This is a genomic window from Providencia xihuensis (assembly GCF_041953405.1).
In the GTDB taxonomy this organism is placed as follows: domain Bacteria; phylum Pseudomonadota; class Gammaproteobacteria; order Enterobacterales; family Enterobacteriaceae; genus Providencia; species Providencia vermicola.
Genome location: NZ_CP169565.1, coordinates 1 through 24,808 on the forward strand (window position 1 = coordinate 1; position 24,808 = coordinate 24,808).

Annotated in this window: 17 protein-coding genes; 12 read left to right on the forward strand and 5 right to left on the reverse strand. The window is 42.1% G+C overall.

Features of this window, described 5'->3' with window-relative positions:
• The 7 genes from dnaA to ACE2AL_RS00035 all read left to right on the forward strand — a co-directional run bounded on the left by dnaA (position 1) and on the right by ACE2AL_RS00035 (position 11,472).
• A complete protein-coding gene (dnaA, locus tag ACE2AL_RS00005) occupies positions 1-1,392 on the forward strand; it encodes a chromosomal replication initiator protein DnaA (RefSeq protein WP_206085627.1) in 1,392 nt (463 codons plus the stop codon).
• 5 nt (positions 1,393-1,397) lie between these two features.
• Positions 1,398-2,498 (forward strand): DNA polymerase III subunit beta, encoded by a 1,101-nt coding sequence (gene dnaN, locus ACE2AL_RS00010; protein ID WP_206085625.1) that lies wholly within the window; start codon positions 1,398-1,400, stop codon positions 2,496-2,498.
• 9 nt (positions 2,499-2,507) lie between these two features.
• Positions 2,508-3,602, forward strand: coding sequence for a DNA replication/repair protein RecF (recF, locus tag ACE2AL_RS00015; RefSeq protein WP_206085623.1), 1,095 nt, complete (start codon positions 2,508-2,510; stop codon positions 3,600-3,602).
• Positions 3,603-3,620: 18 nt separating this feature from the next.
• Complete coding sequence (gene gyrB / locus ACE2AL_RS00020) at positions 3,621-6,035, forward strand: DNA topoisomerase (ATP-hydrolyzing) subunit B (protein WP_206085621.1); 2,415 nt, start codon at positions 3,621-3,623, stop codon at positions 6,033-6,035.
• A gap of 299 nt (positions 6,036-6,334) precedes the next feature.
• Positions 6,335-9,232: an autotransporter domain-containing protein gene (locus ACE2AL_RS00025; RefSeq protein ID WP_375083809.1), complete on the forward strand. Its 2,898-nt coding sequence runs from the start codon at positions 6,335-6,337 to the stop codon at positions 9,230-9,232.
• Between the two features lie 243 nt (positions 9,233-9,475).
• Positions 9,476-11,056: a phosphoethanolamine transferase gene (locus ACE2AL_RS00030; RefSeq protein ID WP_375083810.1), complete on the forward strand. Its 1,581-nt coding sequence runs from the start codon at positions 9,476-9,478 to the stop codon at positions 11,054-11,056.
• A 68-nt stretch (positions 11,057-11,124) separates the two neighbouring features.
• Positions 11,125-11,472, forward strand: coding sequence for a DUF1622 domain-containing protein (locus ACE2AL_RS00035; RefSeq protein ID WP_206085608.1), 348 nt, complete (start codon positions 11,125-11,127; stop codon positions 11,470-11,472).
• A 77-nt stretch (positions 11,473-11,549) separates the two neighbouring features.
• Here the strand turns inward: ACE2AL_RS00035 and asd are convergent, their stop codons facing one another.
• From asd to ACE2AL_RS00055, 4 genes are all read right to left on the reverse strand, one after another.
• Positions 11,550-12,656, reverse strand: a complete 1,107-nt coding sequence (gene asd, locus ACE2AL_RS00040) for an aspartate-semialdehyde dehydrogenase (protein ID WP_206085606.1) — start codon at positions 12,654-12,656, stop codon at positions 11,550-11,552.
• Positions 12,657-12,972: 316 nt separating this feature from the next.
• Positions 12,973-13,113, reverse strand: coding sequence for a type B 50S ribosomal protein L36 (gene ykgO, locus ACE2AL_RS00045; protein WP_206085604.1), 141 nt, complete (start codon positions 13,111-13,113; stop codon positions 12,973-12,975).
• A 2-nt stretch (positions 13,114-13,115) separates the two neighbouring features.
• Entirely contained in the window at positions 13,116-13,376 is a 261-nt protein-coding gene (locus ACE2AL_RS00050) for a type B 50S ribosomal protein L31 (RefSeq protein ID WP_206085597.1), read from the reverse strand.
• Between the two features lie 147 nt (positions 13,377-13,523).
• A complete protein-coding gene (locus tag ACE2AL_RS00055) occupies positions 13,524-14,147 on the reverse strand; it encodes a YagU family protein (RefSeq protein ID WP_206085583.1) in 624 nt (207 codons plus the stop codon).
• A 278-nt stretch (positions 14,148-14,425) separates the two neighbouring features.
• Between ACE2AL_RS00055 and nagK the strand changes: the two genes are divergently transcribed.
• The 5 genes from nagK to ACE2AL_RS00080 all read left to right on the forward strand — a co-directional run bounded on the left by nagK (position 14,426) and on the right by ACE2AL_RS00080 (position 24,126).
• Positions 14,426-15,337: an N-acetylglucosamine kinase gene (gene nagK / locus ACE2AL_RS00060; protein ID WP_206085582.1), complete on the forward strand. Its 912-nt coding sequence runs from the start codon at positions 14,426-14,428 to the stop codon at positions 15,335-15,337.
• 314 nt (positions 15,338-15,651) lie between these two features.
• Complete coding sequence (locus ACE2AL_RS00065; protein WP_272539762.1) at positions 15,652-16,287, forward strand: OB-fold-containig protein; 636 nt, start codon at positions 15,652-15,654, stop codon at positions 16,285-16,287.
• A gap of 76 nt (positions 16,288-16,363) precedes the next feature.
• Positions 16,364-18,565 (forward strand): flotillin family protein, encoded by a 2,202-nt coding sequence (locus ACE2AL_RS00070; protein ID WP_225820451.1) that lies wholly within the window; start codon positions 16,364-16,366, stop codon positions 18,563-18,565.
• 75 nt (positions 18,566-18,640) lie between these two features.
• The gene (locus ACE2AL_RS00075; protein WP_375083811.1) at positions 18,641-23,581 is read left to right on the forward strand and encodes a DNA repair ATPase; all 4,941 of its coding nucleotides are present in this window, start codon (positions 18,641-18,643) and stop codon (positions 23,579-23,581) included.
• Positions 23,578-24,126 carry a rhomboid family intramembrane serine protease gene (locus tag ACE2AL_RS00080; RefSeq protein WP_371007474.1) on the forward strand — a complete coding sequence of 183 codons (549 nt, stop codon included), beginning with the start codon at positions 23,578-23,580 and terminating at the stop codon, positions 24,124-24,126. The genes ACE2AL_RS00075 and ACE2AL_RS00080 overlap by 4 nt, the downstream gene beginning before the upstream one ends.
• On the opposite strand, the gene ACE2AL_RS00085 is transcribed toward ACE2AL_RS00080, so the two are convergent.
• Entirely contained in the window at positions 24,123-24,782 is a 660-nt protein-coding gene (locus ACE2AL_RS00085) for a metalloregulator ArsR/SmtB family transcription factor (protein WP_206085565.1), read from the reverse strand. The two genes, ACE2AL_RS00080 and ACE2AL_RS00085, sit on opposite strands and share 4 nt — an antisense overlap.
• Positions 24,783-24,808 lie beyond the last annotated feature (26 nt).

Genomic DNA, 24,808 nt, shown 5'->3' on the forward strand with positions numbered 1-24,808 from the left:
GTGTCACTTTCGCTTTGGCAGCAATGTCTTGCCCGATTGCAGGATGAACTACCTGCCACAGAATTCAGTATGTGGATACGCCCCCTTCAAGCTGAATTAAACGATAATACATTGGCACTTTATGCCCCAAATCGTTTCGTTCTCGACTGGGTTAGGGATAAATACATCAATAATATCAATGAATTATTGAATGATTTTTGTGGTTCTGACGCACCTGCACTACACTTTGAAGTAGGCAATAAACCGATTACCGTCGCGCCGGCAGCCCCCCAAGCACGCACCATTCATGAAGTGCCTGCTTTTGCCGTACCGTCAGCCCCCGTTAAACCGAGTTGGGACAACTCAGCCAAAGTACAACCAGATGTCGCTTATCGTTCTAATGTGAATCCTAAGCATACATTTGATAACTTTGTTGAAGGTAAATCGAACCAATTGGCTCGCGCAGCAGCGAGGCAAGTGGCTGAAAATCCAGGTGGCGCCTATAATCCATTATTCCTTTATGGTGGAACAGGTTTAGGTAAAACCCACTTATTACATGCTGTAGGTAACAGCATCATGCAACATAAGGCCAATGCACGTGTCGTTTACATGCACTCTGAACGTTTTGTTCAAGATATGGTCAAAGCTTTACAGAACAACGCGATTGAAGAATTCAAGCGCTATTACCGTTCTGTCGATGCATTATTAATTGATGATATTCAATTTTTTGCCAATAAAGAGCGCTCACAGGAAGAATTTTTCCATACGTTTAACGCATTACTTGAAGGCAATCAGCAAATTATTTTAACATCCGACCGCTATCCGAAAGAAATCAACGGGGTGGAAGATCGCTTAAAATCACGCTTTGGTTGGGGCTTAACCGTCGCTATTGAACCACCTGAACTGGAAACGCGTGTAGCGATCTTAATGAAAAAAGCAGATGAAAATGAAATCCAACTTCCAGGTGAAGTGGCCTTTTTCATCGCAAAACGTCTGCGTTCGAACGTCCGTGAATTGGAAGGCGCGTTAAATCGTGTGATTGCCAACGCAAACTTTACTGGCCGCGCGATTACTATCGATTTTGTCAGAGAAGCACTGCGTGACCTATTAGCACTACAAGAAAAGCTGGTAACTATTGATAATATTCAGAAAACAGTTGCTGAGTATTATAAAATTAAAGTAGCAGATTTACTTTCAAAACGCCGTTCTCGTTCTGTCGCACGTCCGCGTCAGATGGCAATGGCACTAGCGAAAGAGCTAACTAACCATAGTTTACCTGAAATCGGGGATGCCTTTGGCGGCCGTGACCATACCACGGTGTTACACGCTTGTCGTAAAATTGAACAGTTACGAGAAGAAAGCCATGACATCAAAGAAGATTTTTCTAATTTAATCAGAACATTATCATCTTAATTGCTATGAAATTTATAATAGAACGCGAGCAGTTATTAAAACCGTTACAACAGGTTAGTGGTCCTTTAGGTGGGCGTCCAACTCTGCCTATTTTAGGTAACCTTTTATTACAGGTAAAAGAAGGCACCCTCCAACTCACTGGAACCGACCTTGAAATGGAGATGATGGCCAATGTCACCCTAACTGGGGAACATGAAGTTGGCGCAACAACGGTGCCCGCACGCAAATTTTTCGATATTTGGCGTGGATTACCTGAGGGTTCTGAAATTCATGTAGAGCTCAATGATGACAGACTGCTCGTCCGTTCTGGTCGTAGCCGCTTCTCATTATCGACGCTGCCTGCGGCTGATTTTCCAAACTTGGATGATTGGCAAAGCGAGGTTGAGTTTTCTCTTCCGCAATCAATACTGAAACGTTTAATTGAAGCGACTCAGTTTTCAATGGCGCACCAAGATGTCCGTTATTACCTCAACGGCATGTTATTTGAAACTGAAGACCAAATGCTCAGAACCGTTTCAACCGATGGCCACCGTTTGGCTGTTTGCGCGATGGATATTGGTCAATCACTGCCATCCCACTCTGTCATTGTTCCACGTAAAGGCGTGATTGAGTTAATGCGTTTATTAGATGGTGGCGATGCACCTCTGCAATTGCAAATTGGCAGCAATAATATTCGAGCCCATGTTGGCGATTTTATTTTCACCTCTAAATTGGTGGATGGTCGTTTCCCTGATTACCGCCGCGTATTACCGAAAAACCCAGACAAAACATTAGAAGCGCGTTGTGATTTACTTAAACAAGCGTTTTCTCGCGCGGCAATTTTATCAAATGAAAAATTCCGCGGTGTCCGTCTGTATTTTAGCGAAAACCAATTGCGCATCACGGCGAATAACCCAGAGCAAGAGGAAGCCGAAGAAATCGTTGACGTGAGCTATCAAGGCACTGAAATGGAAATCGGCTTTAACGTCAGTTACATTTTAGATGTCCTTAACGCACTGAAAAGTGAAAATGTACAGCTGCTGCTAACTGATGCAACTTCTAGCGTACAAATTGAAGATGCCGACAGCAAAGCCGCTGTTTATGTCGTCATGCCAATGCGTTTGTAATCGGTATTTATGATCCTTTCGCGTTTATTGATCCGCGATTTTCGAAATATAGAAAATGCGGATCTCTCCTTAGCCAATGGGTTTAATTTTCTCATTGGCCCAAATGGGAGCGGTAAAACCAGTATATTGGAAGCAATATACACCTTAGGCCATGGCCGTGCATTTCGCAGCATTCAAGCGAACCGCGTTATACGCCATGAGCAAGAACAATTTATTCTTCATGGTAAACTTAGCCACTTAGATGAAACGCGTAACGACCTTTCATTAGGCTTAAGCAAAAACCGCGAAGGTGACAGTAAAGTCCGAATTGACGGAACAGATGGCCATAAAATAGCTGAATTAGCAAAATTATTGCCAATGCAGTTAATTACCCCTGAAGGTTTTACCTTACTCAATGGTGGCCCTAAATATCGACGCGCTTTCATTGATTGGGGCTGTTTTCACAATGACCCACTGTTTTTCTCTGTTTGGTCAGATTTAAAACGGTTATTAAAGCAGCGAAATGCCGCTTTACGGCAAGTCACTCGTTATGAGCAAATTCGCCATTGGGATGCTCAGTTAGCGCCGCTTTCAGAGCAGATAAGCCAATGGCGCCAAGACTATATTTCTGGCATCGCTGAAAATATAGAGCAGACTTGCCAACAGTTTTTACCCGAATTTTCATTATCCGTTTCCTTCCAACGCGGCTGGGATAAAGAAATTGATTATTCAGAACAACTAGAACGCCAATTTGAGCGTGATAGAGCACTAACCTATACCGCTTCAGGGCCACATAAAGCGGACTTGCGTATCAGAGCCAATGGTACACCCGTTGAAGATATGCTATCACGGGGACAGCTCAAGCTGTTGATGTGTGCACTTAGGTTAGCGCAGGGTGAGTTTTTCACCCGTCAGAGCGGGCAGCAATGCCTGTATCTGCTGGATGATTTTGCCTCCGAACTCGATGCGGGCCGCCGTCAATTATTGGCAGCTCGCCTCAAAGCTACGCAAGCACAGGTGTTTGTCAGTGCCATTACACCCGAGCAAGTTAATGATATGATAGATGCAAATAGCAAGATGTTTAGCGTAGAACATGGCAAAATAGAAGTTCAACCTCAGAAATAGAAAGAGCAGGAAACGTTGATGTCGAATACATATGACTCCTCAAGTATCAAGGTATTAAAAGGACTGGATGCGGTGCGTAAGCGCCCGGGCATGTATATCGGTGATACAGACGATGGAACAGGTCTTCATCACATGGTTTTCGAGGTTGTCGACAATGCTATCGACGAAGCCCTCGCAGGCTTTTGTGACGATATCGTTATCACTATCCATGCCGATAACTCTATCTCCGTACAGGATGATGGACGTGGTATCCCAACGGGTATCCACGAAGAAGAAGGTGTCTCTGCCGCAGAAGTCATCATGACCGTTCTGCACGCAGGGGGTAAATTCGATGATAACTCCTATAAAGTTTCCGGCGGATTGCACGGTGTCGGGGTATCGGTTGTTAACGCCTTATCTGAAAAATTAGAATTAGTTATCAAACGTGATGGCAAAGTTCACGAACAAATCTACAAACACGGTGAGCCACAAGGCCCTCTGTCCGTTGTTGGTGAAACTGACCAAACAGGGACACGCGTCCGCTTTTGGCCAAGCATGGATACCTTTAAAGGCATCACTGAGTTCGAATATGATATATTAGCGAAGCGTTTACGTGAGTTATCCTTCTTAAACTCGGGCGTTTCTATCAGACTCATTGATAAACGTGATGGCAAAGAAGACCACTTCCATTATGAAGGCGGTATTAAAGCTTTTGTTGAATACTTAAGCCGTAATAAAACCCCTATCCACCCTTCTGTCTTTTATTTCTCAACCGAAAAAGACGGTATTGGTGTTGAAGTGTCAATGCAGTGGAATGATGGTTTCCAAGAAAACGTTTACTGCTTTACCAATAACATTCCACAACGCGATGGTGGTACTCACCTTGCAGGTTTCCGTGCCGCGATGACGCGTACACTGAACAACTACATGGAAAAAGAAGGTTATCAGAAGAAAAGCAAAGTCAACGCAACAGGTGACGATGCCCGTGAAGGTCTGATTGCTGTTATTTCTGTGAAGGTACCTGATCCTAAATTCTCATCACAAACCAAAGAAAAACTGGTGTCATCCGAAGTGAAAACTGCGGTTGAAACGATGATGAATGAGAAACTGGTTGAGTATTTACTGGAAAACCCAAATGACGCCAAAATTGTCGTTGGGAAAATTATTGATGCCGCACGTGCACGTGAAGCAGCACGTAAAGCTCGTGAAATGACTCGTCGTAAAGGCGCATTAGATTTAGCAGGCTTACCGGGTAAACTGGCTGACTGCCAAGAACGCGACCCTGCATTATCCGAACTGTACCTTGTGGAAGGGGACTCTGCGGGCGGCTCTGCAAAACAGGGGCGTAACCGTAAAAACCAGGCCATCCTACCTCTGAAAGGTAAAATTCTTAACGTTGAAAAAGCGCGTTTTGATAAAATGCTTTCTTCTCAGGAAGTTGCAACCCTGATTACCGCATTAGGTTGTGGTATCGGTCGCGATGAATATAACCCAGACAAACTGCGTTATCACAGCATTATTATCATGACAGATGCCGACGTCGATGGTTCGCACATTCGTACGTTACTGTTGACCTTCTTCTATCGTCAAATGCCTGAAATTGTTGAGCGCGGCCATATCTTTATTGCTCAACCACCACTGTATAAAGTGAAACGTGGTAAACAAGAACAGTACATTAAAGATGACGATGCAATGGACGATTACCTAATTTCTATCGCTCTTGATGGTGCTGAGCTGCATTTAAGTGCTGAAGCACCCGCCATGAAAGGTGAAGAGCTTGAGAAACTGGTTGTCGAATATAATGCAGCTCACCGCATTATCCGTCGTCTTGAGCGCCTTTACCCGCAAGCACTGCTTAACAGCTTGGTCTATCAGTCAACACTCACCGAAGATGACTTAAAAGACAGCGCAAAAGTCGAAGAATGGGCTGCTACGTTAGTTAAACGCTTAGAAGATAACGAACAATTTGGTAGCACCTACAGCTACACAATTACCGAAAATCGTGAGCGCCAGCTATTCGAACCCACTATTCGTATCCGTACCCATGGTGTTGATACCGACTACAATTTAGACTTCGATTTTGTTCACGGCAGCGAATACCGTCGTATCACGCACTTAGGTGACTTAATCAGTGGCTTAATTGAAGAAGGCGCTTATATCCAGCGTGGCGAACGCCGCCAAGATATCAGTAATTTCGAAGAAGCACTGGCTTGGTTGACTCGTGAATCCCGTCGTGGCCTATACGTACAGCGCTATAAAGGCCTTGGTGAAATGAACCCAGAACAACTTTGGGAAACCACCATGAACCCAGAAACCCGCCGTATGATGCGTGTAACGGTGAAAGATGCAATCGCAACTGACCTACTATTCACCACGTTAATGGGTGATGCCGTAGAGCCACGTCGTGCATTTATCGAAGAAAACGCCTTAAAAGCAGCCAATATCGATATCTAATTATTCTGTTGGTTGAATAAAACTCAATAACCCCATACGAAAGTCTGGGGTTATTTTTTATGAAAAATTTTTATAACGATTATCTTATTTCCACGATTTAATTAAATTTATAATAAAAGAATAAAAAAACAACTCCCATCAATAAGAAGCAATTTTACTCACAAGAAAATAATTAAAAATAAAACTTAACACTTTAATTAGTATGACTTTTTTATTCCAAATAACTGTCATAAAAAATAAATATATTATCAATAAACTCCGCCAAATGAAAAATCACTAATAGCATTAGCGGGGTTACAATGAGAAAATTTTTTATTTCAGCGTCACTAACTTTATTACCATTCATATTCACGAATACTCTAACAGCAAAAACTCATGTTTTAGAATTAGAGGAAAATATTATTGATATCAGAAGTACATGGCTTGAGGATATTAAAAACAATGTTATTAATAGCACACCTAAAGAAGGCAGTGCAGTTGCTGAGCAAGATAGGCTTATTAGTCGTGAATACACCAGTATCACTGGGGAAAGAAAGAAATTAGCGCTCGCAGATAAATCCCAAGACTCGGGTTATTTATTTAACAGTTATCAAACCATACTGTTTGGTGAACATGATATTAATATAAGAGACCATAAACAATATCAAGAAATCAATTTATTACATAATACAAGTACCCGTGCTTATGACGAAAAAAAACAACGTACACGGTCGATTGATTTTATTCTTAAAGACCACTTTAAACGCGGTCGCCCTTACCAAGTCTTGGATGACGATGGTCATTATATTGCTGAATATTCGAAAATACAGGGCTCATCTTACCCAAGTGGCCATACGTGGAATGGTTTCAAACAAGCCGCAGTATTAGCGATGATTTTTCCCGAAAAAGGCAGCGAAATGTTCAACCGAGCAATTGAATATGGTGAAAGCCGCGTGATTGTTGGCGCACACTTTGCCACCGATACTATCGCTTCTCGTGTCGGTAATTATTATTTATTATCACGACTACTGTCTGATGAAAAAAACACCAAATTCATTGTTGAATCCGCAAAAAATATCCGTAAAGATATTTCGTCATCATGTCCAAATAACCAAAAAAACTGCTTAACAGTATCTAGCCCTATCACCAATGAGCATATCGGCTATTATGGAAAAGAAAACACCCAAAATACGGCTAATATCGAGCCTAAAAATATCCCTAAAACTGCCAGTTATTTACTTCGATTACGTTTCCCTTACCTAAATAATAAACAATGGAATAATATTTTAGCCAGCACGGCATACCCAAGCCATTCAATTGCTGGGTGGAATATCAAAGAAAATGATCCCAATACTTATTGGGGGTTAATTAACTTACCTGCTGCTTATCAAGGCCCCGCTTATTTATATGAAAACTTGGTTGTTAATCAAGAAACTAATGATTTGGATATCGCTAATTTTGGCGAGTTAGATGAATGGAAAAATAATATTCAAGGCGTTGGAAAATTAATTAAAAATGGCCATGGAACCCTCGTATTATCCGGCAACAATACTTTTGCAGGTCTCACCGTCAATCAAGGCCACTTAGTGTTAGCAGGCGAAAATAAATATTTGCAAAAATCCCATATTAATGGCGGCAAAGTGACCCTTAAAAAAAACTTAGACTCCGCAATTGATATTAATAAAGGAACCTTGGATCTCGAAGGGGGGCAGGTCAGAGCCCCAGTTAATATTCATCATCAGGGTTTACTGACGGGCAACGGTAGCATTCAACAATTAACCGCCAACCAAGGCGCTACAGTTGCTCCAGGTCATTCTATTGGTACAATTAACATTGTTGATTCAATAACTTTTGCGCCTGATAGCCACTATTTGGTGGAAATCACCCCTGAAGGTAATAACGATAAAATCATTAGCCAAGGCAGCTCTTCATTAAAAGGCGGTATCGTCACCGTCTCACTTGAAAACCAAAACGAGCCTCTCTCTAAGCTCGATATTAACCGCTTGTTTGGTACTCAATATACGATCCTTAGCGCTCAAAAAGGGGTTAATGGCCAATTCGATACCGTTTTACCTAATTATCAGTTTATTGGAACCACGCTGAATTACGCCCCGAAAGAGGTCACACTTAAAATAGGGCGTAATAATACCCCATTTTCCAGTGCGGCTACCACGCCAAATCAAAAAGCTGCCGCTAACGCTATTGATAGGCTTCCGATAAGCCATCCTCTGTATGAACAAACGTTAAAAAGTCGCTCAAAGCAGGAGGCTCAAACCCTATTTAGTGATGTAACTGGGCAAATATATGCTGACGTATTATCAAACCAATTAAATGATAGCCGTCAAATTAAAGAGGCCGTACTGCAACAAGCTCGCTTATCTGAATCATTAAATAGCGAAGACAAAGGTAATGTGTGGGTTAACATGTTATACGACTGGGATAAAACCACGGGTGATAGCAATGCGACAGGGTATAAATCATCAAGCTATGGTCTATTACTCGGTGCAAACCGACGTTTTATTAATGATAAAATGACATTCGGCATCGCCGCAGGTTTTAGCCAAAGTTCATTATCTAATCACCTAGACCAAGGTCACAGTAATAACTACCATGCCGCTATTTATGGTAGTGCAGTATGGCAACCGATCGCCGTTCGTTCAGGGCTTAGCCATACTTCACACCTCGTTCACACTGAACGCGCAATCAGTGATGGCACAAGTCACTCCGCGAATTATTATACCAACACCCACCAAGCGTTTATTGAAATGGCCTATCCGATTAACACCCGTTGGATGAACCTTGAACCATTCACCAACTTCACTTATATCAACACAACAAATCATGCTATCAAAGAGCACATCAACAACACCTCTTTGCAAGCAGGTAAACAGTATATTGGCTCTCGTTTATCGACAATAGGGCTGCGTCTTGATAACCAGTGGAAAGTCGGTAATGAGTCAAATATCGGTCTACATGGTGAACTTAACTGGCAATATCAATATGGCAACTTGAATAGAGGGGTCAAATTGAATTTTTCTGATACGACGAGCGCATTTACGATACATAGTGCCCCAGCAGCACGCCATGGCGTCGCGTTAAAAGTCGGTACAAATATCAATATAAAAGAAAATACTAAGCTATCAATTAACTACAATAAATTTTTATCTGGGCATTATCACGATAACAATATTGATGCCAAAGTTGCGATCGCTTTTTAACCCTGTTTATTCTCCCCCGCTTATGGCGGGGGTTATTCCACACTGCCAAGGCAGACACTCACCATGACTAAACATCACAAGATTTTACAGTTTTTTACGCCATGATTTTGATTATCTTATCTTTTTTTATGTTATAAACGAATAACAGCCAAAGTTAACTAAATGTTAATTTATAAACTTATGATTTTTAATTTATCCACATAACTTAAGGCAAGGCCAAAAACAGATAAAAAGAGCACCCTAATGCGCCAACTTATTATTCCAATTTATGCGTTATTGATATCTATCATTCCTATATTTTTCAGTGGGGATGTTAGCCTTATTGCAGACATTGCGATTGTTATTTCAGGTACCCTGATGCTACTGCTATGCGCTGGCGTCTATCGGTTTCTTCTTGGCAAGGTATTTACTGTTTTTGTTTCGCTCTTGTGGGCACTCAATTTATCCGTCTCATTCTTCTTTTATCAAAAACACGATATCCGCTTCTCTTCTTCTATCGCAGAAACCTTTATCAATACCAATAGCAGTGAGACGGTGGGAATGCTTTCCTACAATATTGGCTATGTAATTTTCTATCTATTTGTTTTTACTTTATATTTATCAAGTATTCATCTATGTGCAAAATATATGAATCGCCGTACCGCCGCGATAAGCCTGGCACTCCTTTGCGGTTATCTACTAGCCATCCCAGCCTATTACGCATCACTGTTTAGTAAGCCTGATAGCGCATTATTAATCACTGAAAAATACTTACTGAATACACCGTTCTACAATGCCGCAGCGCTAGTCAAAAATTTATATGAAAACCGCGGGATCAAGAAAATATCGTCCCAGAAAGTTTCGTTTAATTATCAGAAAAAAAACTCTGAAACCCAAATCTATGTGCTTGTCATTGGGGAATCGCTACGTCGTGACCATATGAGTTTCTACGGCTATCAGTATGATACAACACCTAATTTGAATAATCGGAAACCCCAAATTTTAGCGTTTCAACAAGCCTATTCCCCCGCGCCTGTCACCATCTTGTCGGTTCCTATTTCATTGTCTAACATCCGTTTTGAGCAGATGCAGGACAAATCACATTATGCAGACAATATTATTTCATTAGCGAATCACGCGGGTTTTAAAACGTATTGGATCAGCAATCAGGGCAAAACGAACAAACGTACCAGTATCATTTCTGCAATTGCTTCGATGTCACAACAGAAAGCTTGGAACGAATTTGTTGGCTATGATGAAGAACTGCAAGATGATTTCCGTGATGCTCTCAATGACCCAACCGATAAACAAAAGCTCATCGTTTTACATACCTATGGGAGCCATGAACCTGCTTGTAACCGGTTTCCTGAAGACGAGCTAAAAACATTTAGTGGCCAAGAAGATGACGATTGCTACGACAGTTCAATTGCTTATACCGATAAATTTATCGAAAACCTTATGCAGCAACTCGAAGGTAAACCTGCGACTTTGATGTACTATTCAGATCACGCATTACAACGCTTAGACAGTGATAACACTATTCACTACCACCATGGTGTTAATAACCCAAGAAAAGAGGCCTATGAAATTCCCTTATTAATTTGGTACAGCCAAAGTGCTAGTAAGCCAACAGTAAATACAACACATTTACACGCCCCTTATTCCACAGCAAATAATTATTGGCTAATCAGTGATTGGCTTGGTATACAACAGCGCGCGTCTCAAGCTTGCTTATCACCTCTGCGCACATGTTACCAACCAAGCGATAATATTCAGGTAATTGACGGTAACCGAAATTTATTATCCATTAATCAATTACCAACAGAAACGGTCGACCCACAATAAAACTCGATATTTTGCCAATCTTTGCTCATAGTTAGCGCATTGAGTTTCATCTAAATATCGAGGCTTGTATGTTCGAATTAACTTTTTTACGTGAGTTATTAGGCTCTAGCGTTCATGTACTTCAATTACTGTTAGAAACCATTTCTGTCATCTGTGTGATTATTGGTTTAATCAAAACATTAATTGTATGGTTTCGCGTTAAAATAGCGCGTACCGCACGTTATTGCTTTGGTGATTGGTTAGCCACCGCATTAGAGTTTCAGTTAGCAGCGGATATTTTAGCTACCACCGTTGACCCTGATTTAGATAGCCTGATCAAATTAGGTATCATCGCCGTGATCAGGACGTTCCTAAACTATTTCTTAGCAAAAGAATTAGAACACCAGCCACAACAACATCCCCAAAAAATACAATAAATTACCAAGCCCTTTTAACGAAAAAGCCTACACAATGTTCATGTGTAGGCTTGATAAAACACGGTATTAGTTTGTCATTACAGTAAGATTCTCAACATACGGCGCAGCGGTTCAGCGGCGCCCCATAACAGTTGGTCACCGACAGTAAAGGCAGATAAATACTCTGGGCCCATATTCAGTTTACGCAGGCGCCCTACTGGCGTGCTTAGTGTGCCTGTAACTGCTGCGGGTGTTAGCTCACGCATTGTAATTTCACGGTCATTCGGCACCACTTTCACCCAGTCATTATGGGAAGCCAACAGCTGTTCAACCTCGTTTAATGGAATATCTTTTTTCAGTTTTAAAGTGAAAGCTTGGCTATGACAACGCAGTGCACCAATACGAACACATAAACCATCCACTGGAATGATGTTATTACCCGTTGCTAAAATTTTGTTGGTTTCTGCTTGGCCTTTCCATTCTTCGCGACTTTGCCCATTTTCTAACGCTTTATCAATCCACGGGATCAAGCTGCCTGCTAATGGCACACCGAAGGCATCTGTTGGCATTGTGCCACTACGGGTAAAGTCGGTGACTTTTTTCTCGATATCTAAAATTGCGGATGCAGGGTCTTGCAGCTCTTTTGCGACTTGCGTGTGTAATGACCCCATTTGAGCTAAAAGTTCACGCATATTACGAGCACCCGCACCCGATGCAGCTTGGTAAGTGGCAACAGATGCCCATTCAACCAAATTATTGGTGAATAAGCCGCCCAGAGACATCAACATCAAACTCACTGTACAGTTACCACCAACAAAGGTCTTAATGCCTTTATTTAAACCATCTTGGATGTGTTGGTTGTTCACTGGGTCAAGGATGATAATCGCATCGTCTTTCATACGTAATGAAGATGCTGCGTCAATCCAGTAGCCATTCCAGCCTGACTCACGAAGTTTAGGGTAAACTTCATTAGTATAATCACCGCCTTGGCAGCTAATGATGATATCCAATGCTTTTAAAGCATCAATATCAAAGGCATCCTGTAAAACACCACGATGACCACCGTAAACCGGTGCTTCAGCGCCATGTTGTGAGGTCGTAAAGAAAACAGGATGAATCGCATCAAAATCACGTTCTTCGACCATTCTCTGCATCAATACTGAGCCGACCATTCCTCGCCAGCCAACAAACCCTACATTTTTCATTTTTATTCACCCTGTTTGTTTAATTTTTACCAAGAAATTTCCAGTTCCAGCTCCATTGGCGTCAATGCGGCCATTTTTTAATCATTCATTCGGCATTCACGGAAGTTGAAGCTCGAAATTTTTCGGATGTATTAAACCTGACAAAATATGAACCGGTGTGCAAGTGAATTTCATCACTATTAGCAGGATGATTAGTAATAAAACTAATGGACGCAAAGAAAAAACAAAAAAACCACGACAAGGAGTATGTGTTGTCGTGGTTAAGCTAAAAACAAAATGAGGCAATACAGGTAAATTTTTAAAGGAAAAGCAGGAACTAACGTTTTTTCTTGCAACCTTGCACCGCTTTAAAACGCGGATTGGCTTTACAAATCACATATACGCGCCCACGGCGGCGAACCACTTGGCAATCTGGGTGGCGCGTTTTTGCTGTTTTTAATGAACTCAACACTTTCACGTTTACTTATCCTCTGTTCGCAGAAAACGCCCAAAACGTTTCTGGAATTGCGCTGTTTTCCCTTCTTGGGAAATTAATTTTTGTTTTCCCGTGTAGAACGGATGTGATTGAGAAGAGACGTCCAACGTAACATACGGAAAAGTTTCGCCTTCAAATTCAATCGTTTTTTCTGTTTTAATCGTTGAACCCACTTTGAAATAGGCATCCGCACTAGTGTCATGGAAAACAACCGTGCGATATTGAGGATGGATCCCTTGTTTCATAATAACCACCTAAATGTAATGTTATAATATAACAATACACTTTATCAAAAAGGGACGCAATGATTTTATTTGTCAAAAACAAACTAAAGAGGAAGACAGGCGTTATTTTTACCATAACGCCTGTCAGTTGGGGTGAGAATAAAAACCTTAACGATAGCCTTGCGATAAAGGAACTTCAGGGTCTGGCTCACCTGTTATGCGGTTTCTTAAATCGCGACGGATAATCTCAATCGACCAAAACCAAATTAAATGCCCGAAGATTTCAGAAACATTTTCATACCAAGGTAAGTCTAAAAGTGGTGGTGTTAAGCCCATTAAAGGGAATGAAATCATATGAACAAATAACTGTGCTAATGCCCCCGCTAACAAACCTTGCCATAATTTAATTTTTGGGAAAATCTCTGCCACGATGCAGTAACCAATCGCAAAAACCAGTGAAAATAGGATATGCGTCACACCGACCCAATTAAAAATATGTCCTGCGAATGTATACACTGCCGCATTTGGGTCTACCATCCCTAACCAATCCCTTAAAAATACATAAGGTGGATTGAGAAAATTACGTGAGCAGTCCACTTGCTCAGCAACGCGGATCAGTGTTTCTGGTGAACAAGCGGCATTAAACATATCGGTTGGACTACGTGGTGGTAAAGGCACTTCTGCCCCCCACTTCACAAAGGCAGAAACAATCCCACTGATAATACCAACAAAGAACGCAACACCATAACGGCGGCGTTTTTTTTCTGTAATATAAAAGAATCCCCGAGCCATAAAACCTCTTTATTTGACTTAAGTTTTTTTGAGGTTTATTTATTCTCCTTTTATGAACATCCGTAAATGACATGAATCAATAAAATAATAATCACTGATAGAAATAATCACGCTCACCATTGCTACTCTGAGTTCACTGAACAGAAATAAAAACCAAAACGATAATTTCTCCAGCCACAATCTTTTGTATAATTAGGCCATCACACATAATCATTTAATTGTTTATCAAATGGATACGTCATTATCGATGATAAACATACCATTTGGGGAAAAGGAAAATGTATTACGGCTTTGACATGGGCGGAACCAAAATTGAACTTGCAGTCTTTGATAATGAACTCAATCAAGTCTGGCAGAAACGTGTTCCGACACCTAAAAATGACTACCAAGCACTGCTGGATGCCTTTCTTGCACTCACCCAAGAAGCCGATGAAAAATTCAATTGCCAAGGGAAAATTGGCGTTGGCGTTCCTGGTATTGTTAATCATGCAGAGGGCACCGTATTTACCACTAACGTTCCCGCAGCGCAGTACAAGCCTCTGATTCATGACTTAACCAATGCGTTACAGCGCCCAGTAAAAGTGGAAAACGATGCCAATTGCTTTGCACTATCCGAAGCTTGGGATCCTGAATTTAAGCGTTATCCAACAGTGTTGGGCTTAATTTTGGGTACAGGTGTAGGGGGTGGCTTTGTCATTAATGGCAAAGTGTTGTCAGGAAAAAATGGGATTGCAGGCGAAATTGGCCACATGAACCTCAGTGTTCGCGCAGCAAAACTATTAGGGGATACCGTCCCTGAAGTAACCTGTGGCTGCGGACAAACAGCTTGTTTCGAGACTTACCTTTCAGGCCCTGGGTTTGAACGTATTTATACTGCATTTACAGGGGAAAAACGCTCTGCTATTGAAATTATTGAGCGATATCATCAGCAAAGCCCTGAAGCAATCGAACACGTTGAACGCTACATGTCTGTATTGGCGATGTTTATGGGGCAAGTCATTACCGTATTCGACCCCGATTTAGTCGTCTTTGGCGGCGGTTTATCGCAATTTGAAGAAATTTACCGGCGTTTGCCTGAAGTTCTACCTCAATATCTGTATGGAATTGCCACTTTACCTGCCATTGAAAAAGCCCGCTATGGTGATTCTGGCGGGGCACGCGGTGCTGCGTTCCTCAACTTAATCGACTAACTTTCCTTTCATACTCCTTGGTAATTATCTGCCAAGGAGTTCATTTACCTTTATTTTCAGATGATAATCATTATCATCCATTTACAAATGGTGCTAAAATAACCGAAGATCCATCGGTTTTATTATCATTGTCATTCTAAGAATAATTTCAGCAAATTATAAATAGAAAACAGCAAGATATTATTAAATTTGGGCGATAAAGACTTGTCTGATACAGCTTGTGGCTAAAAACGCTATTATTGCATTACATACAATAAGGTAATAAACAAAAACATCCGCCGTTACCCCTTAAACAACAATAAAGAGAAAGCCTTATGGGATTGTTTTTTCAGAATAGTTTGATGTTTCCCACCATTGTTTTTAGTGGATTACTCATTATTGTTTTATTTTACTGGTTATGTGCTGCATTTGGCTTACTCGATATTGATGTCTTTAATATCGATACTGAATTTGATGCAGGACTCGACGCTACGGGCTTTGCGGGCTGGCTCACTAAACTGGGCTTAGCAGGAATTCCAGTTACCATTATTCTAACCTTATTTACGCTATTTGGCTGGGTTATCAGTTACTTTTGCGTTTATGGCTTTATCCGTTTTATTGATTCAACCCTATTACGCTACCTTGTTGGCTTTGCCGTATTTGCCATCACACTGTTTATTTCCCTTCATCTCACTGCTTTATGTTTAAAACCCGTCCGTAAAAAACTCGTCAGCCTAAATAAACCCAAAACCGTACATCAGCTTATTGGCAAATTAGCAACTGTACGTTCAGGCTCTGTGAGTGAACAAAATGGGGAAGCGATGTTAGAAGATGGCGGTGCAGGGTTAATTTTACAGATACGCGCACCATCAATCGAGAATTTAAAGCGAGGCGATCGCGTCGTCATTATTAGCTATGATGCGCAGTCCCACAGTTACCAAGTCGTGACGGAAGATGAGTTCCGTCATTAGTTTTCACGATATAGACAATAAACCTTTGCTTGCCTATTTAAAATAACGACCTCGTCGGAACCTATGGAGAAGAAATATGGATTTGGCTGCATTAATGCCCTTTTTAACCATTATTGGCGGGATCATCGTCATTATTTTAGGCTTCTTTGGATTATTTAAAGCCTTCTATATCAAAGTCCCACAAGGTACAGCACTGATTGTGAACGACATGTCTTCACAGCCCAAAGTGCATTTCACAGGTGCACTGGTCTATCCTGTTATCTACAAAAAAGAATTTATGCGCATTTCACTTCTAACATTAGAAGTGGATCGCCGTGGCAAAGACGGTTTAATTTGCCATGATAACTTGCGTGCGGATATCACTGTTGCTTTTTACTTACGCGTAAATGAAACCACTGAAGACGTATTGAAAGTAGCAAAAGCCATTGGGGTTGACCGCGCTTCTGACCATCAAGCCGTCAGCACCTTATTTAGTGCAAAATTCTCTGAAGCACTAAAAACAGTCGGTAAACAGTTTGATTTAGCGAAACTTTTTGAAGATCGCCAAAACTTCCGTGACCGCATCGTTGATGTGATTGGCAAAGACCTTAATGGTTATGCATTAGAAGACGTTGCCATTGACTACTTAGAGCAAACACCGAAATCTGCCCTTGACCCAAACAATATCTTTGACTCTGAAGGTATTCGTAAAATCACTGAAATTACCGCTATCCATAATATTGAAACGAACCAAAAAGAACGTGACCAAGAGTTAGCGATTCAAAAGAAAAATGTGGAAACACGCGAAGCCAGTTTAGCGCTAGAACGCCAACAAGCGGATGCGGAAGCACGTCAAAAACGTGAAATTGATAATATTCGTTCCCGCGAACAAGCCGAAACCTTGCGTGTTCAAGAAGAAGAACGCTTAAAATCGGAACAAGCACGTATACAAACTCAGCAAGAAATTGAGATTCGTGAAGAAAACCGAATGCGTGAAGTTGAAGTTGCTCAACAAAACCGCACCCGTGCCGTAGCCATTGAAGAAGAACGCGTTAGTCGCGCACGAGAGCTTGAAATCGTTGCCCGTGAGCGTGAGGTTGAGCTACAACGCATTGAAAAAGAAAAAGCATTAGAAGAAGAACGCAAAAACATCTCGAATGTGATCCGTGAACGTGTTGCCGTTGAAAAAACTGTCGCACAGGAAGAGGAACGTATAAAAGAAGTCCGTGAAGTATCCGAAGCTGATCGTATGCGCCAAGTGACTGTGATCAATGCACAAGCTGAAGCTGAAGAGTTATTGGTTCGCCAAGTGAAAAGAGCCGAAGCCGATGAAGCGAGCGCTAAACACAAAGCGGAAGAAATCAGCACCATGGCACAAGCCGAATTAGAAGCTTCAGCCAAACAAGCAGAAGCGAAAAAACGCTTAGCAGAAGGAATTGAAGCTGAACACGCTGCATTAGGTTTAGCAGAAGCACGCGTTCGCCAAGCGACTGCCGAAGCAGAAGAAAAAGAAGGTTTAGTGCTTGCCAATATCACCGCCGAAAAACTGTTAGCAGAAGCGCGCGGCTTAAAAGAAAAAGGTTTAACCGAAGCACAAGTCATGGAAGCCAAAGCGAAAGCAGAGCAACAACAAGGGCTTGCTGAAGCCAAAATCCTCGAAGAGAAATTAGCAGCGCAAGCGCGTGGTGAAGAACAACAAGCTAACGCAAAAGAAAAATTAGGTTTAGCGGATGCAAAAGTCCTTGAAGAGAAACTGGCAGCACAAGCTCGAGGTGAAGGCCAATTAGGTTCAGCACAGGCGGAAGTTATTCGCCAGCGCCTGAAAGCCGAAGCAGACGGCTTAACTGACAAATTCAAATCAATGGATCACCTCAGCGATACCGCACGTTCCCATGAAGAATTCCGTATGCGCCTTGAGAAAGAATTTGAACAAGCTATGGCTTCTATCGATGCCAATAAAGAAATCGCTCGTGAGCAAGCGGATGTCTTGGCTGCAGCGCTTAGCAAAACCAATATCGAAATTGTGGGCGGCGATGGCAACTTCTTCAACACCTTCTCTAAAGCACTTAGCTTAGGTAAGGCTGTCGATGGCTTTATGGATAAAAGTAGTTTTGCCAAAGAAAATGTGGAAAAGCTGATTAACCGCAGTAAAGAAGATAAAAAAATCGATATTGCCGCTTTACTGAAAAACCCTGAAGTTCAAGACCTAATCAATGGCTTTATGGCTGCAAAAGGGGCGGGACAATTAGCAAAAACCGTAACGGCAAAACCCGTTCCACCCGCTGATGACCAACTTTAGTTAATCAAAATCTGAGGGGGCTTTTTTGCCCCCTATTGCCTTTTTTTCATCCACTTTAAGGGAATTCGCTGCACCATGTCAGATTTTCAGGAAACGGATCGCGAGCAAGAAATACTCGATAGCGCTGTTGCAGAAGGGGGCGCATATGACATTTTACGTAAGCGGCTGACCGAACAAGGCCAGCAACTTCACCAAAAAGCCATACAGCTCAATGAAAAACGCCTAGAAGAATTTGGTCAAAGCCAAATGGATATTATTGGGCGTATTCGTATTCGTACTGAAAATAACTGCCAAGCCCGAGATATTGTTCGAGTGGGTGAATGGTTGCTATTTGGCTATAACGTTTTCCTTGGATTAAAAAAAGAAACGCACCTCAATGATGTGTTTTCATTGTATCGATTGATTGAAAACGAAGGCGAATTTGATGTTGAAGCCGTCGATAATGAAGATACCTTTTTAAATGATACTCGCTTTGTTCAGGATTTTACTGAGCTCTATACCTATTATAAAAATACCCAATTACTGCAACTTGTCGAACGAGATGGCAAACTACTGGCCAGCTTCCAAATTGGCGACCGCATTACCGATGTCCGCGTTTTTCGTTGGTCGATTTCAAGCGATAAACAACGTATTGAATACATTGATAATCGAGGGGAACGCGATATCGCCCTCCCCCCCGCTTATGACTTTGAGTGGCAAAAAACCACTCGCGAAGATACTGTAAATGGCCGTTACCCTCACATTAATATCCTCGACACCGTATTCGTTGAAACTATCGGTGGTGACTTAACAATCAAGTGTGAAAATAACACTGAAGATGGTTTGGGGATTTATCGTGAAGCAGTGCTGGATAAAAATCAGTCCCTCGATGATGCGCAAATTGAATATGCCCAAACAGGCAGTTTGATTATTTTAAAGATTTTGCCTTACCGAGAAGAAAGCTGGCGCTATCTGGTTTACAACACACTGACCCAGTCTGTGCAGCGCATTGACGCCATTGGGCAGGCTTGCGTTCAACTCCCTGAAGATCACGGTATTATTTTCCCAGGGGGGTATTACCTACAAAATGGTGAATACAAAACCTTTGAACAACCGATGGATGGCATGCGTTTTCGCCGCTTACGTCGTTCACCCAATGGCGAAGACGTTTTATATGTTTTTTATTCCCCGAACCAAGGCCGTATCGCACTTTTCAACTATAACCTGATTGAACGTACCCTGTCCGTTCCATTGATTGGGCATGGTTATGCCATGCTTGAAGATGGCAAAATGGTTCTGTTCGAAGGTGAAGGGGAAGAAGCCACGCGCGTCCATCCAATGCAAGTGTGGCAAACACCATTTTATTCTGATGAATTTGCGGATAAGCAACCGACTCGAGGGGGCTTTTTTGGCCGAATTGGTAACGCAGATTTAGTCCGTGGTATTTCTGAAATATTGCATGTTGCCAAAGAGATTGAAGGTAATCATGTTTCTATCGCCCGCTATGAGCAGCTCAGCCAGCAACCTAAAAATTTATTGGATTTATACTATTGGTTCAGCGATGAGCAATGCTTAGAAATTGGTAAGTTACTGAAAGAAATCACGCAAACCAGTGAATTAGTGCTTGATGAATATGAAAAGGTAGAAAGCATCCGCCAGCAGTCGGCTAAATCGATGAATGAAGCCATTAGCCGCCAGAAATCACTATTATCGCTGACATTACCCGACAGCTGGGATGATATTCAGCAATTTGTTGATGGTTTAAATGCCCTAAATGCACAACGCGGGCACTTGATTTCGCTGCGTGAATTTCGCTATATGGATTTAGAAAAACTGAGTGAAATGGAAGGCGAAATTGAAAAAAATCAACAATATGTCTCCCAAGAAACCGCCGTTTTTCTGGCTAGCGATAAAGCGCTACAACCTTTCAAAGCACAATTAACCGTTTTTGAAGAACAAACCGAAAAAGCGCAAAACAGCGCCCAATTAGATATCCCAATGAATGACATGGAAAAAATGTCAACAGATTTGGATATGCTATCTAATTTAATGGCTTCACTGTCATTCAATGATGTGACACAACAAACCCATATCATTGATTCTATCTCACAAATTTATGCACAGCTGAATCAGTCACGGGCTCGCTTACAACAGAAACGAAAGTCCCAAACCAGCGTTGAAACCGTGGCGCAGTTTGGCGCACAATTTCGTTTATTTAGCCAAGGTATCACCAACGCATTGTCCCTTGCGACAGACCCTGAGCGTTGTGATGATCAGCTATCAAGATTACTGGTTCAATTAGAAGAACTGGAAAGCCAGTTTAGTGGCCACGATGAGTTTCTTGATGATATCTTAGCCAAGCGTGAAGAGTTACTTGAAACCTTTGAATCTCATAAACAAATTCTTATTGATGACCGCCAACGCCGTGCACAAAACCTGTTAACTGCTGCTGACCGCTTACTCGATAGCTTGCAACGCAGAACCACCCGTCTGCAGTCTCAAGATGAGCTAAATGCATTTTTTGCCTCAGACCCCCTTGCGTTAAAAACGCGAGAAATCATCGAAAAACTAAGAGAGATTAACGACAACGTTAAAGCCGATGATATCGATGCTCGCTTAAAAGCATCTCGTGATCAAGCTATCCGCATTCTGCGCGATAAAACCGATATTTTTGAAGATGGCGGTAATATCATCAAATTGGGTCGCCATCGGTTTAGCGTTAACACGCAAGAGCTAGACCTCACTATCTTGCCTAAAAATAACCAACTCTGGGTATATCTCACGGGTACGGATTTTCAGGAACCGATTGAAAATGAAGAGCTCACACAGTTACAGCCTTATTGGACGGCAACTTTAGAATCTGAGTCAGAGACAGTTTATCGCGCGGAGTACCTTGCTTATTCGATTATTTATTCTGCCGCTAAACGCCAAGACGAACTCAACATGGCGTTGTTAACCCGCGCGTTAACTTCCCCTGAAAAGCTGGAAAAAATCGTGCGCGATTTTGCAGGCCCACGCTACAAAGAAGGCTATGAAAAAGGGATTCACGACCACGATGCCATTGCAATCTTAAAAAAATTAATTCCTGTCGGGGAGAGTGCCGATCTTCTGCGTTATAACCCGACTGCGCGTGCAATTGCAGCGATTTACTGGGAAATAGCCCAAAACGAAGAGTTCCCCGCTCTTTGGCCTGAACGTGCTAGAACAGCGATGAACATTCATCAGCTGTTCCATAATGATAATGCCTTACTTGACCTACAAGCGGAAATTGAAGCCAATATCAGTTTGTTTTTACAAGATAATCCTATTCAATGCCAAAGTTATGAGCAAACACAAGCTGCGGAATATCTGAGCTTTGCATTAGCACGAACGCCTATCGAACTGGTCTACAGTAAATATGCAAAAGAACTCGTTCTAGCGTTACAAGAACGCTTAGAAGAAGCCCATATGTGGCTCGATTTCAATCGTTCCCAACAAAATTTAGGTACACGCTACGCCCAACGTTGGTCACTTATTCAAAATTGGCTGCAAGGGCTGTGCTCAACCCCTCAATTCGCACATCTAGTACCTTATATACCTGGTGCAATTGCCATTATTATTTTAGATAAAGTGGCTTCTGCCCGCTACAGCGAAGCTGACCTTTACTTTAAAGTCAGCGGTTTACTGGGGGAACACCCAACCATTGAAAACCAAACGCTATCACTCAGCTTAGATAATTACTTTAGCCGGATGCGCGGGCAGCGAAAACGCTTTATCCCTGAATTCCGCCAATACCAAGCTTTGCGACAACGCATCGTAACAGAGGAACGTAGCCGCTTAAAATTGCATGAGTTTAAAGCTAAGCCATTGAGCTCTTTCGTACGTAACAAACTGATTAATGATGTCTACTTACCCATTATTGGCGATAACATGGCGAAGCAAATCGGCGCACTCGGTGAAGGAAAACGTACCGACTTAATGGGGCTACTGTTAATGATCTCGCCGCCTGGTTACGGTAAAACTACTTTAATGGAATACGCCGCTGATCGCTTGGGGCTGATTTTCATGAAAGTCAATGGCCCTGCACTTGGTCATGATGTGCTTTCACTTGACCCTGCACAAGCACCGAATGCTACCGCGAGGCAAGAGCTAGAAAAACTCAATTTAGCCCTTGAAATGGGAAATAACGTCATGCTGTATGTGGATGACATCCAACATACACACCCTGAATTCTTACAGAAATTCATTTCCCTGTGTGATGGAACACGGCGTATTGAAGGGGTTTGGAAAAACAAAACCAAAACCTATGATATGCGCGGCAAAAAATTCTGTGTGGTGATGGCAGGGAACCCCTATACCGAATCTGGCGAAGTATTCCGTATCCCAGATATGTTAGCTAACCGTGCCGATATCTATAACCTCGGGGAAGTATTAGGTGGGATGGATGAGGCTTTCGCATTAAGCTATATCGAAAATAGCTTAACCTCGAACCCCGTTTTAGCCCCTCTGGCACTCAGAGATCTCAATGACTTATATCTCCTTGTAGATAAAGCCATGGGGAAATCGGTTTCAACCAATACACTGAGTTACCCTTACTCTGACGCCGAAATAAACGAAATAGTTTTAGTCATCAAACAATTAGTTAAACTTCGCGACATTGTGTTGAAGGTCAATCAGCAATATATTGCCAGCGCAGCTCAATCGGACAAATACCGCACTGAACCTGCATTTCGTTTGCAAGGCAGTTACCGAAATATGAATAAACTCAGTGAAAAAGTCTCTTCTGTTATGAATGATGAAGAGCTGGAGCGGTTATTAGATGACCACTACCTCGGTGAAGCCCAATTGCTCACAACGGGTGCAGAGGAAAATTTATTAAAACTCGCAGAGTTACGAGGAACACTAACCGAAAAAGAAGCCGCACGCTGGCAACAAATCAAGAAAGACTTTATGCGTAATAAAGCCCTTGGTGGTGATAATACTGATATTGGTGACCGAGTGGTTGTCCAACTCGCCTCTTTAGTCGAAAGTGTTCAAGCATTAGGTAAAGCCGAATGAAATACCCCCGCGTGACACTATTAGTCGCTTTAGTTGCCATATTAGTTGGCATTCAGTTGATTAATAGCCTAACAGCGGGTGAGCTTATTCATTTTGGTATTGTCCCTCGTACTCTCAGTGGTTTGATAGGGATTTTGCTTGCCCCTTTTATTCACGGAAGTTGGGATCACTTATTCAGTAATCTTCCACCGCTGATTATACTCAGTGCCCTATTACTCCATCGCACCATCAAGTTTTATCTCGTTGCTTCACTATTTATTATTGTTGTTGGCGGGCTGATGGTATGGCTAGTAGGCCGTAATGCCGTACATGTTGGCGCGAGCGGTTGGATTTTTGGGTTGTGGGGGTTGTTGATTGCCCAAGGTTTTTTGCGCCGAAAATTCGCGGATATCGCCATCGCATTGTTAGTGTTATTTTATTTTGGTGCAATGGCGAGCGGCTTGTTACCCGTTCATCAATATATTTCGACAGAATCCCATATTGCTGGCGCGTTATCGGGTATTTTATTTGCTTGGTTGATCAACAAAAGCGAGAAAAAACGTTAGCGCGCTGAAATACGGTAAACACAGCGCCCAGCGCCCTCTAACAAATACTGTTCACGTTCAATACTTGCCTCGTTGCCTATCACTTCTTGAAAAAGCGCTAACTCTGAGCGGCAAAAATTTTGGCAAGCCGTTGCGGCGGCGCAAATAGGGCAATGGTTCTCAATAAAGAGCCAATCTTCCCCCTCTTGCTCAACTTTTGCCATATAGCCTTCTTCGCTGCGTACTTCAGCTAATGCTGCAAGGCGCTCTGCTAACGGTAAGTTTTGGCAGCGGGCGATATATTTTTCACGGCTTTCAATCTCTCTTTGGTGAATAAGCTTTTCCAAGCCATCATCGCCAAAAATAGTCCGAACAGAATCAATCAGCTGTAACGCAAGCTGTGCATGAGTATCAGGAAAACGCTGATGCCCCAATTCGGTTAATACCCAATTTTGCCGTGGTCGACCAGCGCCTGTTTGTGATAAACACTGAGCCCCTTCAACTAACCCCATCGAAGTCAGTTTTTGAATATGTTGCCTTGCGGCTTCCCCTGTCATATTTAAATCGTTAGCAATCACTGACGTCGAAATCGGCCCTTTGGTTTTAATACAAAAAAGCACTTTATCGACGGCTTGTGTTAGATTTAAATTATCAAAGTAATTACTTGCATTAATCATTATGCGACTCTATTATCCAAGCTATT

Excerpts from the sequence above, each read along its gene's own strand:
- dnaN (WP_206085625.1), top strand. The coding sequence starts at position 1,398 with ATGAAATTTATAATAGAACGCGAGCAGTTATTAAAACCGTTACAACAG.
- recF (WP_206085623.1), top strand. The coding sequence starts at position 2,508 with ATGATCCTTTCGCGTTTATTGATCCGCGATTTTCGAAATATAGAAAAT.
- gyrB (WP_206085621.1), top strand. The coding sequence starts at position 3,621 with ATGTCGAATACATATGACTCCTCAAGTATCAAGGTATTAAAAGGACTG.
- ACE2AL_RS00025 (WP_375083809.1), top strand. The coding sequence starts at position 6,335 with ATGAGAAAATTTTTTATTTCAGCGTCACTAACTTTATTACCATTCATA.
- ACE2AL_RS00030 (WP_375083810.1), top strand. The coding sequence starts at position 9,476 with ATGCGCCAACTTATTATTCCAATTTATGCGTTATTGATATCTATCATT.
- ACE2AL_RS00035 (WP_206085608.1), top strand. The coding sequence starts at position 11,125 with ATGTTCGAATTAACTTTTTTACGTGAGTTATTAGGCTCTAGCGTTCAT.
- asd (WP_206085606.1), bottom strand. The coding sequence starts at position 12,656 with ATGAAAAATGTAGGGTTTGTTGGCTGGCGAGGAATGGTCGGCTCAGTA.
- ACE2AL_RS00050 (WP_206085597.1), bottom strand. The coding sequence starts at position 13,376 with ATGAAACAAGGGATCCATCCTCAATATCGCACGGTTGTTTTCCATGAC.
- ACE2AL_RS00055 (WP_206085583.1), bottom strand. The coding sequence starts at position 14,147 with ATGGCTCGGGGATTCTTTTATATTACAGAAAAAAAACGCCGCCGTTAT.
- nagK (WP_206085582.1), top strand. The coding sequence starts at position 14,426 with ATGTATTACGGCTTTGACATGGGCGGAACCAAAATTGAACTTGCAGTC.
- ACE2AL_RS00065 (WP_272539762.1), top strand. The coding sequence starts at position 15,652 with ATGGGATTGTTTTTTCAGAATAGTTTGATGTTTCCCACCATTGTTTTT.
- ACE2AL_RS00070 (WP_225820451.1), top strand. The coding sequence starts at position 16,364 with ATGGATTTGGCTGCATTAATGCCCTTTTTAACCATTATTGGCGGGATC.
- ACE2AL_RS00075 (WP_375083811.1), top strand. The coding sequence starts at position 18,641 with ATGTCAGATTTTCAGGAAACGGATCGCGAGCAAGAAATACTCGATAGC.
- ACE2AL_RS00080 (WP_371007474.1), top strand. The coding sequence starts at position 23,578 with ATGAAATACCCCCGCGTGACACTATTAGTCGCTTTAGTTGCCATATTA.
- ACE2AL_RS00085 (WP_206085565.1), bottom strand. The coding sequence starts at position 24,782 with ATGATTAATGCAAGTAATTACTTTGATAATTTAAATCTAACACAAGCC.